The 16,783-nt window shown below is 57.9% G+C and carries 3 protein-coding genes; 2 read left to right on the top strand and 1 reads right to left on the bottom strand.

The window, feature by feature from the left end:
- Together DMX12_RS17530 and DMX12_RS17525 are read left to right on the top strand one after the other, a co-directional pair.
- The coding region (locus DMX12_RS17530) for an immunoglobulin-like domain-containing protein (protein ID WP_371928273.1) at positions 1 to 14,720 on the top strand (14,720 nt) is incomplete at its 5' end.
- Between the two features lie 212 nt (positions 14,721 to 14,932).
- A complete protein-coding gene (locus DMX12_RS17525; RefSeq protein ID WP_110678983.1) occupies positions 14,933 to 15,274 on the top strand; it encodes a tryptophan synthase subunit beta in 342 nt (113 codons plus the stop codon).
- A gap of 366 nt (positions 15,275 to 15,640) precedes the next feature.
- Here DMX12_RS17525 and DMX12_RS17515 read toward each other — a convergent pair whose 3' ends face one another.
- A complete protein-coding gene (locus tag DMX12_RS17515) occupies positions 15,641 to 16,570 on the bottom strand; it encodes an RHS repeat-associated core domain-containing protein (protein ID WP_110678981.1) in 930 nt (309 codons plus the stop codon).
- Between the last annotated feature and the right edge of the window lie 213 nt (positions 16,571 to 16,783).

Raw genomic sequence — 16,783 nt, 5'->3', positions numbered from 1 at the left:
TCCAGACCCCGGCCAACGACGTTTACAACAACGGCTCGACCGTTAGCGTCACCATCGAAAACGCCACTGGCGGTAACTTCGAACAACTGACTCCGAACCCGACTCCGGCTCAAACCACGATCAATGACTCGGTCGACACCACCACCGCGACCCTCACTGCATCGCCGAGCGTGACCGAAGGCGGCGTGATCACCTATACCGTGACTCTGAGCAACCCTGCTCAGACCCCGGTAACCGTGACCCTGTCCAACGGCCAGACTGTGACCGTTGAAGCGGGCAAGACTCAGGGCAGTGTCGATTTCCAGACCCCGGCCAACGACGTTTACAACAACGGCTCGACCGTTAGCGTCACCATCGAAAACGCCACTGGCGGCAACTTCGAACAACTGACCCCGAACCCGACTCCGGCTCAAACCACGATCAATGATTCGGTGGACACCACCACTGCAACGTTGACCGCGAGCCCGTCGGTGACCGAAGGCGGCGTGATCACCTACACCGTCACCCTGAGCAATCCTGCCCAGACCCCGGTAACCGTGACCCTGTCCAACGGCCAGACCGTAACCGTTGAAGCCGGCAAGACTCAGGGCAGTGTCGATTTCCAGACCCCGGCCAACGACGTTTACAACAACGGCTCGACCGTCAATGTCACCATCGACAAAGCAACCGGTGGCAATTTCGAGCAACTGACACCGGACCCAACACCTGCATCGACTGCCATCCAGGACAGCATCGACCCTGTAACTGTGAGCATCGTCAGCAATGGCAATGTGACTGAAGATCAGCAGCCTGTCTTTACTGTAAAAGTCAGTCAGGCGCTGGATCGGCCACTGACCGTTACCCTGTCCAATGGCGACAAGGTCACCATTGAAGCCGGTAAAACAGAGGTGGAGTACAAGGCGGCAGCCCAAGGTGATGATGTCTTCAAAGATCCCGGCTCTCTCACTCTTGGCGTTACTGACGCAAGCGTCCCAGGTGCCACCTTTGAGAAGCTGGAGTTCGGTAGCCCCGCGACAGTTGAAATCTCAGACACCATCAGTGAAGTTGTAGCCACGCTGACCGCGAGCCCTTCGGTAACCGAAGGCGGCGAGATTACGTACACCATCACGCTGACCAACAAAGATGGTCTGCCGATCAACAACCCTTCGGACCTGTACTTCAAGCTGACCGATGGCACCAATATCGTCGTGGCGGCCAACAGCACTACCGGTTCGGCTACTGTTATCGCGCCGGACAACGTCTACGTCGGCACCAACGCGCCAGTGGTCAACGCCATTGACTCGGTCAGCGGCCAAGACGCGTGGAAGTTCGAGCAGCTGACCCTGGACAAGGCTGAGGTCAGCACCCAGGTCACCGACGAGCCTGGCACCCCGGGCAACGAAGGTGACATCGTCAAGGTCACCATCACAGCTGACCAGACCTCGGTCGCCGAGAACGTCAAACCGACGTTCACCGTGCATATCAATCAGCCTTTGGCTCACGACCTGGTCGTGACCCTGAGCAACGATGCCAAGGTCACCATCAAGGCTGGCGAAACCACCGCGGCTTACGAGCACGCAGCACAGGGCGATGACGTCTATCAAGATGCCGGCGAAATCACCTTGGGCATCAAATCGGCAGCCGACGCTACCGGTGCAGCGTTCGAGAACCTGCAACTGGGTGGCGACGCCTCGGTAAAAGTCACCGACACCATCGATGAAGTGGTCGCCAAACTGACCGCTACCCCATCGGTGACCGAAGGCGGCGAGATTACCTACACCATCACGCTGACCAACAAAGATGGTCTGCCGATCAACAACCACGCGGAGCTGTTCTTCAAGCTGACCGACGGCACCAACATTGTCGTGGCGGCCAACAGCACCACCGGTTCGGCCACTGTTATCGCACCGGACAACGTCTACGTCGGCACCAACGCACCAGTGGTCAACGCCATTGATTCGGTCAGCGGCCAGGATGCGTGGAAGTTCGAGCAGCTGACCCTGGACAAGGCTGAGGTCAGCACCCAGGTCACCGACGAGCCTGGCACCCCGGGCAACGAAGGTGACATCGTCAAGGTCACCATCACAGCTGACCAGACCTCGGTCGCCGAGAACGTCAAACCGACGTTCACCGTGCATATCAATCAGCCTTTGGCTCACGACCTGGTCGTGACCCTGAGCAACGATGCCAAGGTCACCATCAAGGCTGGCGAAACCACCGCGGCTTACGAGCACGCAGCACAGGGCGATGACGTCTATCAAGATGCCGGCGAAATCACCTTGGGCATCAAATCGGCAGCCGACGCTACCGGTGCAGCGTTCGAGAACCTGCAACTGGGTGGCGACGCCTCGGTAAAAGTCACCGACACCATCGATGAAGTGGTCGCCAAACTGACCGCTACCCCATCGGTGACCGAAGGCGGCGAGATTACCTACACCATCACGCTGACCAACAAAGATGGTCTGCCGATCAACAACCACGCGGAGCTGTTCTTCAAGCTGACCGACGGCACCAACATTGTCGTGGCGGCCAACAGCACCACCGGTTCGGCCACTGTTATCGCACCGGACAACGTCTACGTCGGCACCAACGCACCAGTGGTCAACGCCATTGATTCGGTCAGCGGCCAGGATGCGTGGAAGTTCGAGCAACTGACCCTGGACAAGGCCGAGGTTCAAACTCAGGTTACTGACGAGCCGTCTGGCCAAGGCAACTTGGTCAAGGTCACCATCGCTGCCGATCAGCTGTCTGTGAATGAGGCTACTGCGCCGACCTTCACCGTTACCCTGAACCAGGCGCTCGACAAGCCATTCACCGTGACTTTGAGCACCGGTGCCACCCTGACCTTCGCGGCCGGTGAAACCACCAAGTCCTATGCCGCTCCGGCGCAGGGCGATGACGTGTTCAAGGACGAGGGCAAGATCACCGTCAGCATCACCAAGGCGGAAGTGGTCGGCGAGCAGCTGGAAAATCTGCAGATCGGCCAGCCTGCTACTGTGGCGGTCACCGATACGCAGAGCCCGGTTACTGCCCAGCTCACTGTGGATAACACCACTGTGGCCGAAGGCGGCAAGATCACCTACACCGTGACTCTGGTCAGCGCAGATCCGAGCCTGCCAGTAACCAACCACAAGGGTCTGACCTTCACGCTGACAGACGGGACCACTGTGACCGTTAAAGCAGGCGAGGCCACCGGTTCGGTTACCGTCACCGCGCCAGACAACGTCTACGTCAACGATCCGGTGACCATTACCCAAGGCCTGACCAAGGTTGAAGGCGCTGGCGCTGATCAGTTCGAACAACTGAATCTGGGCAAAGATACCGTCAGCACAGTAGTCACCGATGAGCCAGGCACTCCGGGTAACCCGGGCGGCAACAACGAAGGTGACTTGGTCAAAGTCAGCATCGTGGCCGATCAAGTTTCGGTCAACGAAGCAACCGAACCAACCTTCACCGTCACCCTGAATAAGGCTTTGGATAAGCCGTTCACCGTAACCCTGAGCACCGGTGCGACCCTGACCTTCGCGGCCGGCGAGACCACCAAGTCCTACGCCGCTCCGGCGCAGGGCGATGACGTGTTCAAAGACGAGGGCAAGATCACCGTCAGCATCACCAAGGCGGAAGTGGTCGGCGAGCAGCTGGAAAACCTGCAGATCGGTCAGCCTGCGTCCGTAGCTGTGACCGATACGCAGAGCCCGGTTACTGCAGAACTGTCGGTAGACAACACTACCGTCGCTGAAGGCGGCAAGATCACCTACACCGTGACTCTGGTAAGCGCTGATCCAAGCTTGCCAGTAACCAACCACAAAGGTCTGACCTTCACGCTGACAGACGGGACCACTGTGACCGTTAAAGCAGGCGAGGCCACCGGTTCGGTTACCGTCACCGCGCCAGACAACGTCTACGTCAACGATCCAGTCACCATCACTCAAGGCCTGACCAAGGTTGAAGGCGCCGGGGCTGATCAGTTCGAGCAACTGAACCTGGGCAAAGATACTGTCAGCACCTCCGTGACTGATGAGCCAGGCACTCCAGGTAACCCAGGTGGCAATAACGAAGGCGATCTGGTCAAGGTCAGCATCGTGGCTGACCAAGTCTCGGTCAACGAAGCCACTGAGCCGACCTTCACCGTCACCCTGAACAAGGCTTTGGATAAGCCGTTCACCGTGACCCTGAGCACCGGTGCCACCCTGACCTTTGCGGCCGGCGAGACCACCAAGTCCTACGCCGCTCCGGCGCAGGGCGATGATGTGTTCAAGGACGAAGGTAAGATCACTGTCAGCATCACCAAGGCCGAAGTGGTCGGTGAGCAACTGGAAAATCTGCAGATCGGCGAGCCTGCCACCGTTGCAGTCACCGATACGCAGAGCCCGGTTACTGCTGAACTGTCGGTAGACAACACTATCGTCGCCGAAGGCGGCCAGATCACCTACACCGTGACCTTGGTCAGCGCTGATCCAAGCTTGCCAGTGACCAACCACAAAGGCCTGACCTTCACCCTGACCGATGGCACCGTCGTCACGGTCAAAGCCGGTGAATCGGTCGGCACCACCACTGTCACTGCGCCAGACAACGTCTACGTCAACGATCCAGTCACCATCACTCAAGGCCTGACCAAGGTTGAAGGCGCCGGGGCTGATCAGTTCGAGCAACTGAACCTGGGCAAAGATACTGTCAGCACCTCCGTGACTGATGAGCCAGGCACTCCAGGTAACCCAGGTGGCAATAACGAAGGCGATCTGGTCAAGGTCAGCATCGTGGCTGACCAAGTCTCGGTCAACGAAGCCACTGAGCCGACCTTCACCGTCACCCTGAACAAGGCTTTGGATAAGCCGTTCACCGTGACCCTGAGCACCGGTGCCACCCTGACCTTTGCGGCCGGCGAGACCACCAAGTCCTACGCCGCTCCGGCGCAGGGCGATGATGTGTTCAAGGACGAAGGTAAGATCACTGTCAGCATCACCAAGGCCGAAGTGGTCGGTGAGCAGCTGGAAAACCTGCAGATCGGCCAGCCTGCGTCCGTAGCTGTGACCGATACGCAGAGCCCGGTTACTGCTCAGCTCACTGTGGATAACACCACTGTGGCCGAAGGTGGCAAGATCACTTACACCGTGACCTTGGTCAGCGCCGATCCGAGCCTGCCAGTGACCAACCACAAGGGCCTGACCTTCACCCTGACCGATGGCACCCTCGTCACGGTCAAAGCCGGTGAATCGGTCGGCACCACCACTGTCACTGCGCCAGACAACGTCTACGTCAACGATCCAGTCACCATCACCCAAGGTTTGACCAAGGTCGAGGGCGCTGGCGCCGATCAGTTCGAACAACTGAACCTGGGCAAAGATACTGTCAGCACAGTAGTCACCGATGAGCCAGGCACTCCGGGTAACCCGGGCGGCAACAACGAAGGTGACTTGGTCAAAGTCTCTATCGTGGCCGATCAAGTTTCGGTCAACGAAGCCACTGAACCTACCTTCACCGTCACCCTGAACAAGGCTTTGGACAAGCCATTCACCGTAACCCTGAGCACTGGCGCCACCCTGACCTTCGCAGCAGGCGAGACCACCAAGTCCTACGCCGCTCCGGCGCAGGGCGATGACGTGTTCAAGGACGAAGGCAAGATCACTGTCAGCATCACCAAGGCCGAAGTGGTCGGTGAGCAGCTGGAAAACCTGCAGATCGGCCAGCCTGCGTCCGTAGCTGTGACCGATACGCAGAGCCCGGTTACTGCTCAGCTCACTGTGGATAACACCACTGTGGCCGAAGGTGGCAAGATCACTTACACCGTGACCTTGGTCAGCGCCGATCCGAGCCTGCCAGTGACCAACCACAAGGGCCTGACCTTCACCCTGACCGATGGCACCCTCGTCACGGTCAAAGCCGGTGAATCGGTCGGCACCACCACTGTCACTGCGCCAGACAACGTCTACGTCAACGATCCAGTCACCATCACCCAAGGTTTGACCAAGGTCGAGGGCGCTGGCGCCGATCAGTTCGAACAACTGAATCTGGGCAAAGATACCGTCAGCACAGTAGTCACCGATGAGCCTGGCACTCCAGGCAACCCGGGCGGCAACAACGAAGGTGACTTGGTCAAAGTCACCATCGTGGCCGATCAGGTTTCGGTCAACGAAGCCACAGAACCTACCTTCACCGTCACCTTGAACAAGGCTTTGGACAAGCCATTCACCGTAACCCTGAGCACCGGCGCCACCCTGACCTTCGCGGCAGGCGAGACCACCAAGTCCTACGCCGCTCCGGCGCAGGGCGATGACGTGTTCAAGGACGAAGGCAAGATCACCGTCAGCATCACCAAGGCGGAAGTGGTCGGCGAGCAGCTGGAAAATCTGCAGATCGGCGAGCCTGCTACCGTTGCGGTCACCGATACTCAGAGCCCGGTTACTGCCCAGCTCACTGTGGATAACACCACAGTGGCCGAAGGCGGCCAGATCACTTACACCGTGACCTTGGTCAGTGCTGATCCAAGCCTGCCAGTGACCAACCACAAGGGTCTGACCTTCACCCTGACTGACGGCACCACTGTGACTGTCAAGGCAGGCGAGGCTACCGGCTCGGTTACCGTCACTGCGCCAGACAACGTCTACGTCAACGATCCGGTGACCATTACCCAAGGCCTGACCAAGGTTGAAGGCGCTGGCGCTGATCAGTTCGAACAACTGAACCTGGGCAAAGATACTGTCAGCACAGTAGTTACCGATGAGCCGGGTACTCCGGGTAACCCAGGTGGCAATAACGAAGGCGACCTGGTCAAGGTCACCATCGCTGCGGATCAGCTGTCCGTGAATGAGGCGACTGAGCCAACCTTCACCGTTACCTTGAACAAAGCGCTCGACAAGCCATTCACCGTGACCCTGAGCACTGGTGCCACCCTGACCTTCGCGGCAGGTGAAACCATCAAGTCCTACGCCGCACCGGCGCAGGGCGAGGATGTGTTCAAGGACGAAGGCAAGATCACCGTCAGCATCACCAAGGCGGAAGTGGTCGGCGAGCAGCTGGAAAATCTGCAGATCGGCCAGCCTGCTACCGTTGCGGTCACCGATACGCAGAGCCCGGTTACTGCCCAGCTCACTGTGGATAACACCACTGTGGCCGAAGGCGGCAAGATCACCTACACCGTGACCTTGGTCAGTGCTGATCCAAGCCTGCCAGTGACCAACCACAAGGGTCTGACCTTCACCCTGACTGACGGCACCACTGTGACCGTCAAGGCAGGCGAGGCCACCGGTTCGGTTACCGTCACTGCGCCAGACAACGTCTACGTCAACGATCCAGTCACCATCACCCAAGGCCTGACCAAGGTCGAAGGCGCCGGCGCCGATCAGTTCGAGCAACTGAACCTGGGCAAAAATACTGTCAGCACAGTAGTTACCGATGAGCCAGGCACTCCAGGTAACCCAGGTGGCAATAACGAAGGCGATCTGGTCAAGGTCAGCATCGTGGCTGACCAAGTCTCGGTCAACGAAGCAACCGAACCTACCTTCACTGTCACCCTGAACAAGGCTTTGGACAAGCCGTTCACCGTGACCCTGAGCACTGGTGCCACCCTGACCTTCGCGGCAGGCGAGACCACCAAGTCCTACGCCGCACCGGCGCAGGGCGATGACGTGTTCAAGGATGAAGGCAAGATCACTGTCAGCATCACCAAGGCGGAAGTCGTCGGCGAGCAACTGGAAAACCTGCAGATCGGTCAGCCTGCAACTGTGGCGGTCACCGATACGCAGAGCCCGGTTACTGCCCAGCTCACTGTGGATAACACCACTGTGGCCGAAGGCGGCAAGATCACCTACACCGTGACCCTGGTCAGCGCTGATCCGAGCCTGCCAGTAACCAACCACAAAGGTCTGACCTTCACGCTGACTGACGGGACTACTGTGACCGTTAAAGCAGGTGAGGCGACCGGTTCTGTTACCGTCACCGCGCCAGACAACGTCTACGTCAACGATCCAGTCACCATCACCCAAGGTCTGACCAAGGTCGAAGGCGCCGGCGCTGATCAGTTCGAACAACTGAATCTGGGCAAAGATACCGTCAGCACCTCCGTGACTGACGAGCCGGGTACTCCGGGTAACCCAGGTGGCAATAACGAAGGCGATCTGGTCAAGGTCAGCATCGTGGCCGATCAAGTCTCGGTCAACGAAGCCACTGAGCCAACCTTCACCGTCACCCTGAACAAGGCGCTCGACAAGCCGTTCACCGTAACCCTGAGCACCGGTGCGACCCTGACCTTCGCGGCAGGCGAGACCACCAAGTCCTATGCCGCTCCGGCGCAGGGCGATGACGTGTTCAAGGACGAAGGCAAGATCACCGTCAGCATCACCAAGGCAGAAGTGGTCGGCGAGCAGCTGGAAAATCTGCAGATCGGTCAGCCTGCGTCCGTAGCTGTGACCGATACGCAGAGCCCGGTTACTGCCCAGCTCACTGTGGATAACACCACTGTGGCCGAAGGCGGCAAGATCACCTACACCGTGACCCTGGTCAGCGCTGATCCGAGCCTGCCAGTAACCAACCACAAAGGTCTGACCTTCACGCTGACTGACGGGACTACTGTGACCGTTAAAGCAGGTGAGGCGACCGGTTCTGTTACCGTCACCGCGCCAGACAACGTCTACGTCAACGATCCAGTCACCATCACCCAAGGTCTGACCAAGGTCGAAGGCGCCGGCGCTGATCAGTTCGAACAACTGAATCTGGGCAAAGATACCGTCAGCACCTCCGTGACTGACGAGCCGGGTACTCCGGGTAACCCAGGTGGCAATAACGAAGGCGATCTGGTCAAGGTCAGCATCGTGGCTGACCAAGTCTCGGTCAACGAAGCAACCGAACCTACCTTCACTGTCACCCTGAACAAGGCTTTGGACAAGCCATTCACCGTAACCCTGAGCACCGGCGCCACCCTGACCTTCGCAGCAGGCGAGACCACCAAGTCCTACGCCGCTCCGGCGCAGGGCGATGACGTGTTCAAGGACGAAGGCAAGATCACTGTCAGCATCACCAAGGCGGAAGTGGTCGGCGAGCAGTTGGAAAACCTGCAGATCGGCCAGCCTGCGTCCGTAGCTGTGACCGATACCCAGAGCCCGGTGACTGCGCAGCTCACTGTGGATAACGCCACCGTGACCGAAGGTGGCCACATCACTTACACCGTGACCCTGGTCAGCGCCGATCCGAGCCTGCCAGTGACCAACCACAAGGGCCTGACCTTCACCCTGACCGACGGTACCATCGTCACGGTCAAAGCCGGTGAATCGGTCGGCACCACCACTGTCACTGCGCCAGACAACGTCTACGTCAACGATCCGGTCACTATCACCCAAGGTCTGACCAAGGTCGAAGGCGCCGGCGCTGATCAGTTCGAACAACTGAATCTGGGCAAAGATACCGTCAGCACCTCCGTGACTGACGAGCCAGGCACACCGGGCAACCCAGGCGGCAACAACGAAGGCGACCTGGTCAAGGTCAGCATCGTGGCCGATCAAGTCTCGGTCAACGAAGCAACCGAACCAACCTTCACCGTCACCCTGAATAAGGCTTTGGATAAGCCGTTCACCGTGACCCTGAGCACCGGTGCCACCCTGACCTTCGCGGCAGGTGAAACCACCAAGTCCTATGCCGCTCCGGCGCAGGGCGATGACGTGTTCAAAGACGAGGGCAAGATCACCGTCAGCATCACCAAGGCGGAAGTGGTCGGCGAGCAGCTGGAAAATCTGCAGATCGGCGAGCCTGCTACCGTGGCGGTCACCGATACTCAGAGCCCGGTTACTGCCCAGCTCACTGTGGATAACACCACAGTGGCCGAAGGCGGCCAGATCACTTACACCGTGACTCTGGTCAGCGCTGATCCGAGCCTGCCAGTGACCAACCACAAGGGGCTGACCTTCACCCTGACTGACGGAACCACTGTGACCGTCAAGGCAGGCGAGGCCAGCGGTTCGGTTACCGTCACCGCGCCAGACAACGTCTACGTCAACGATCCAGTCACCATCACTCAAGGCCTGACCAAGGTCGAAGGCGCCGGCGCCGATCAGTTCGAGCAACTGAACCTGGGCAGCACCAAAGTCAGCACATCGGTAACCGACGAACCGTCTGGCCAAGGCGACCTGGTCAAGGTCAGCATCGTTGCCAACCAGTCTTCGGTCAACGAAGCCACTGCACCGACCTTCACCGTCAGCCTGAACAAGCCGCTGGACAAGGACCTGACCGTCACCCTGAGCAACAACGACACCGTGCTCTTCAAGGCGGGCGAGACCAGCAAGGTCTACACCGCACCGGCGCAAGGTGATGACGTGTTCAAGGACCCGGGCACCGTCACGGTGGGTATCAGCAAGGCCGAAGTGCCGAACGCCACCTTCGAGAAGCTGGAGTTCAGCAACCCGGCCTCGGTCAGCGTGACCGATACCGAAAGCAAGGTCACTGCAGTGCTGTCGGTGGACAAGTCCACCGTGGCCGAAGGTGGCGCGATCACGTACACCGTGACCCTGGTGGGCGATAACAGCAACCTGCCGGTTACCGGCCATGGCGGTGTGACCGTCACCCTGAGCGGTGGCACCCAGGTCACCATCAATGCGGGTTCGGCCACCGGCAGCGTGACCATCAATGCGCCGGACGACGTATACGTAGGCGGCCAGCCGACGATCACCAAGTCGATCACCGACATCACCGTGAGCGGCGACAAGGTGTTCGAGAAACTGGTGCCGAGCACTACCAGCGTCAGCACATCGGTAACCGACGAACCGTCTGGCCAAGGCGACCTGGTCAAGGTCAGCATCGTTGCCAACCAGTCTTCGGTCAACGAAGCCACTGCACCGACCTTCACCGTCAGCCTGAACAAGCCGCTGGACAAGGACCTGACCGTCACCCTGAGCAACAACGACACCGTGCTCTTCAAGGCGGGCGAGACCAGCAAGGTCTACACCGCACCGGCGCAAGGTGATGACGTGTTCAAGGACCCGGGCACCGTCACGGTGGGTATCAGCAAGGCCGAAGTGCCGAACGCCACCTTCGAGAAGCTGGAGTTCAGCAACCCGGCCTCGGTCAGCGTGACCGATACCGAAAGCAAGGTCACTGCAGTGCTGTCGGTGGACAAGTCCACCGTGGCCGAAGGTGGCGCGATTACGTACACCGTGACCTTGGTGGGTGATAACAGCAACCTGCCGGTTACCGGCCATGGCGGTGTGACCGTCACCCTGAGCGGTGGCACCCAGGTCACCATCAATGCGGGTTCGGCCACCGGCAGCGTGACCATCAATGCACCGGACGACGTATACGTAGGCGGCCAGCCGACGATCACCAAGTCGATCACCGACATCACCGTGAGCGGCGACAAGGTGTTCGAGAAACTGGTGCCGAGCACCACTAGCGTCAGCACATCGGTCACCGACGAGCCGTCTGGCCAAGGTGACGTTGCCAAAGTCAGCATCAACGGCACGACGTCTCTGAACGAAGGCGAGACGGGTACTTACACCCTGAACCTCACCCACGAGGCCAAGGACGAGGTCACCGTTACGCTCAGCTACAGCGACACCGCCAAGAACGGCGAGGACTTCATCGGTGTGACCACTGTGAAGATTCCGGCCAACAGCAGCGGTACCACGTTCACCATCGGCACCATCGACGACAAGCTGGTCGAGGGTACCGAAAACTTTGTGGTAACGATCGTAGGCGTGTCGGGTGGCAAGTTCGAGAATCTGCAGGTGGATACCAGCAAATCGAGCGTTACCACGACCATCGTGGACAACGACCACCTGCCAGTTTCGAGCGGCGGTGCAGTGTTTGGTGTGGAAGACACCAACTATGTGTTTGCCTGGAGCGACTTCAATGTCTCCGACCCCGATGGCAACACTGGTCTGTCGGTAACCATCAGCTCGATCCCGGCTTCCGGCACGTTGCAGTTCTTCAACGGCACGGCCTGGACCAATGTGGGCGTTGGCCAGGTTGTCAGCCAGGCCAGCATCGAGGCCGGCAACCTGAAGTTCGTTCCGCTGCGCAACGAGTCTGGGACCGATAATTATGGCGGCAACGGCGTGGGCAACCAGCAAGCCGACTACGCGCAATTCAAGTTCAAGCCGAATGACGGCACCAACGTAGGCACAGATTCGACCATGAAGGTCGACATTCGCCCGGTTGCCGACAAGCCCACGCTGAGTTTCGGCAGCGCCGACATCGATTCCAAAGGCCTCACCAAGGAAGTCTGGAACAGCCTCAAAGGTCTTGGCACGGGTGGTAACGGCATTACCGGCGATGACCTGAAGACGGTCTTTGCCAACTCGGGCAGTGCCAGCTCCAGCAGCACCACGACCAATGTTCAGTCCGATGGCAGCGTTGCAGGTGGCACCGGCTCCAAAACCTCTGGCCTGATCTACCTCGAAGCCGGCAAGACCTACACCTTCAGCGGCACTGCCGACGACAGCTTCGTGGTCACCATCGGCGGTAAGACTGTGGTCACTGCCACCTGGGGTGCTGGTGGCCAGGTGTCGGGGACCTTTACCCCGAACACCAGCGGCTACTACCCGCTCGAGGTCTACCATGCCAACCAGGCCGGCCCAGGCAGCTATGACCTGAACATCAAGGTCGGCGACGGTGGCGTCACCGACCTGAGCAGCTCGAACATCAAGATGTACCAGAACGTGACCGAGATGGCCAAGGCTGGCCTGGGCGTGTCCGATCTGCACACTGTGAACGGGCAAAGCTACTATGACGGTTACAAGCTCAATGAGGGGCCGGAAGGCGGCTCGGTCAAACTGGTGGCTATCTCCACCGCCCTCACCGACACTGACGGTTCGGAAACCCTGAGCGTAAGCCTGAGCGGTATCCCCAAAGGGACCGTGCTCAGCGACGGTGCAGGCCATACTGTCACGGTAGGCAGCACGCCGGTGGATGTAACGGGCTGGAAACTCAGCAGCCTCACGCTGACGCCACCGACCTACTACAAAGGTTCGTTCGACGTTACGGTCATCTCGACTGCCACTGAAAGCGTGGGTGGTTCGGCTATTACCACCGGCAATATCCCGGTAACCGTGTATCCCGCGACCTACAAGGCCAGCGTAGGCACATCGGGCAACGACGCCATGACCGGCAGCGAAGGTAACGACATCATTGTTGCAGATGTTTCCGGGCTGAACGTTGTAGCGGGCAAGAACTACAACATCGCGTTTATCGTGGACAGTTCCGGCAGTATGACTGACGACTCGATTGCTGCTGCCAAGTCGCAGCTGGCTTCGGTGTTCTCCACGCTCAAAGCAAGCTTGGGTTCCGACACGTCGGGTACGGTAAACATTTTCCTGGTGGACTTCGATTCGCAGGTCAACATGAACGTTGCAGTGAACCTTGCCGACCCGAACGCCCTCAGCCAATTGCAGGCTGTTTTGAAGTCGATGCAAGGTGGGACAGAGGGTGGCGGTACTAACTACGAAGACGCCTTCAAGACTACTGCAAACTTCTTCAAGAGCACGATGGCTACCGGAAACGCCGGTGCGGACAACCTGACGTACTTCATCACGGACGGCAAACCGACGTTCTATCAACGCAATGAAGTTACCGACAAACGGCTGTGGACGGGTGGCAAGACCCTCGACGATGTTGTCAATGTCAACAACTACAAAGTGGGTGGCACCTTCAGCGAATGGGCTGATGCGACGCACAAAGTTGATATCAGCAGTACTGGCGTGGTCAAAGTCTCGACCTATGGCTATAACATATGGGGTAACTTCGTTCTTTACTCTAGCGACACGCTGGGTACGATTCATGCTCAAGGCGATGGTACCTACGAGTTTTCCAGCCAGGGCGGCACTGGTAAGGGCACGACCTCGAACTGGAATGATTCAGCCTCGAATACAACCGACAGCTTCGTGCTGTTGGGAGGCAGTTCTACAGTTCCCGGTTTGAGCAAGGTCTACGCTATTGGCTTAAACGACGACATCAGCCTCAATGATCTGAAGCCTTACGACAGCGCAGGCAAGCCGCAGACCAACATCGACCCGTCCGACCTGGCGAAGGCGATTCTCGGTCATACCGAAGCCACGGTGCCAGGTGCCGATACCATCGACGGTGGCAACGGCAACGACATCATCTTCGGTGACCTGATTACCCTCAATGGTGTCGTCAGCGAGGGCTACCAGGCCCTGCAAAGCTATGTCGCACAGAAGAGCGGCGTTGATGTCAGCTCCATCACCACCAGCAATGTCCACCAGTACATCACTGAGCATTACAACGAGTTTGACATCTCCGGCGCCAAAGACGGCAACGACATCCTGTCGGGCGGCAATGGCAACGACATTCTCTTTGGCCAAGGTGGTAACGACACGCTCGATGGTGGCAAAGGCAACGATATCCTGCTGGGCGGTACCGGGAACGACACCCTCATCGGTGGCCAGTGCGACGATATCCTGATCGGTGGCAGCGGCGCAGACACCTTCGTGTGGAAAGCGGGTGATTTCGGTAACGACGTCATCAAAGACTTCAAGATGGGGGACAAGGACAAGATCGACTTGAGCGATCTGCTGCAAGGCGAGAAGGGCAGTACCATCGACAATTACCTGAAGCTCACCACGGTTGAAGGTACGACCACCTTGCAGGTCAGCAGCGAAGGCAAGCTCAACGCCGCAGGCGGTATCGCCAATGCCGATGTGACCATCAAGCTTGAAGGGGTGAACTGGTCCAACACCACGATCAACTCGTTGATCAGCGGTGCTGACCCGACCATCATCATCCACAACAAGGACAGCTGATGTGTTGAAGGGGCCGCGCCTGACCGTCGCGGCCCCTGTTTCATTCCACAAGGCCGCGCCCGCAAGGGCCCCATCAACCAAGTAATGGCCGTGCCGGCTCTTTCCTGGCACCTTCCGACAGCGCATACTCAGGCGCTGGGCCTGCGTGCCTGCTGATCTTTGCCTATGCTGCTGCCTACCAACAAGGAACCAAAGTGACGAGGGACACCGCCATGTTCTACGTGCAACGCAATGCCGCCGGTAAGTTGCTGCGTGTAGAGGCAGCCGCTTTTGATGAGTTCACCGAGATGCTCCCAGCCGACCATGCGGATATTCAGGAATGGTTTGCCGATGATGTCGTGGAAAACAGCCTCAATCAGCTCAAGCAAAGTGACCTGGACATGATCCGCGTACTTGAAGACCTGATCGATGTGCTGACTGCCAAGGGCGTGTTCAAGATCACCGACCTGCCCGCCGGCGCGCAGGCCAAGCTGCTCAACCGTTCCACGGCGCGCAAGGCGCTCAGCAGCCTCAACAACCTGATTGACGAAGAAGAGCAGGGCGGGCTGATCTGACTGCAGGCGGTCCCCGCGGCAGGACAGTTCTAGGGCTGTACTTCAAGTGTATCTGGTGTTTGCGACCTTGCCGTCAATCAAGCTGTGTGCCGGGTTGGCGGTGGTGTCTTCTGGCGGAAGGGCTCGTGTTCAATAACCTGGAGCGGTTGACCGTGCTGCGTTGGGAGACGCCGCGTGGATGACCCGCACAAGCACAGCGGTAAATCAAACTTATCAATATACGCTAGCCGCTCGCGCAGGTCCCTTCCACGGAGCAAAACGATGGGGTGGTTACATACGTATGCTGAAGCCGTCATCTTCAGAAAAATTGAAGATGAATTCTTAAGTGCAGCTGGCTAAACTTGACGTGCAAGGATAAATCAAGTCTCACGGTTTTTGCCGGATGGTAACTGCTTTAAGTTTATCATGATATTTAGAATCGTCTATGCCAGTCATTTTTTTTATGGTGTTTGCTGGGTCTTTATCTAGAGTGTCTGCCAATTCCTTTATGTGGCTGGCATAGCTGGATCTGGACGCTATGCCCGTAACTGCTGTTGTGCCTAAACCGTATTCGTCTGCCATTTTCCACATTGATGCGGCCGCAAGGTCTATGCGGTCATTCTTATTTTTTAGCTCGCTGTTCCGGATCGAGATAATTAGCTTTTTAAGAGAGTTTATTTGTTTTGCGACAGGTTTAAGTTTTGGATCTGAATATAGCGGGGTGGGAGTCACTTTTTTATTGAACATTTCTCTTTGTAAGGGAATCTTGGCTTCGCGGTAGGCCTGCTTGTCAGCAGCTTCTTTAAGTAATTTTAGATTGGGGCTAGAGGGACCAGCGCTTTTGTTAGAAACTTTACCGTGCCCGCTAGGGTCCGAGTGGTTTAGTGGATCATTTTCACAATAAGCGTAGGCATTGCGACCGCCAGCACCAAAGGGGCTCCAGGCATCAGGAGTGAAGAAACGCATTAAACACGAGCTGAACAGTCTGTAACTGCCCAGCAAATAGCAGCTTATCGAGGCTTCGGGTAGCTGCCCATTAAATTGCAATCGACCACTGCCCTGGAATCGTTCTTTAATGTAACCATATGGCGTGTAGGCTAGGTTCGTTAACGCTTTGGCTCTTTTTGTGCAGATGACACTCCGGCTTGGGTCCGCACCCGGTAAAATGGTGTAAGGTGCCCTCCCTTGCGGGAGGAGCCGTTCGCTGATGAGCTCTCTGTTGGCACGCAATGCCATCCAGGCTTCGTCTTGAGTCAACAATGTGCACAGCTGTCGGCCTTGATAGAAACGCCTGATATTCTGATCGCGACGTGACATTGTTAATTTCCTGTGATTCCGCGGGGCTGTAGAGTCAGCATAGATGCGGACGCCACTCCCAACAACTGGTAAAAATACTAGTTTCAATGCGCAGGAGAGTGAAACTCTTGGTGAAAGTGAATGGCTGTCGAACTTTGATTGTTTGCAGTCTTGTGCTCAAAATATTGAGCAGCTGAGATACGGTAAGATGCAGAACTAATGTGTAATCCTGTT

The organism is Pseudomonas sp. MB-090624, assembly GCF_003205245.1.
GTDB lineage: Bacteria > Pseudomonadota > Gammaproteobacteria > Pseudomonadales > Pseudomonadaceae > Aquipseudomonas > Aquipseudomonas juntendi.
Note: the sequence above shows the minus strand (reverse complement) of the source record. Positions and strands in the feature narration are given on the sequence as shown.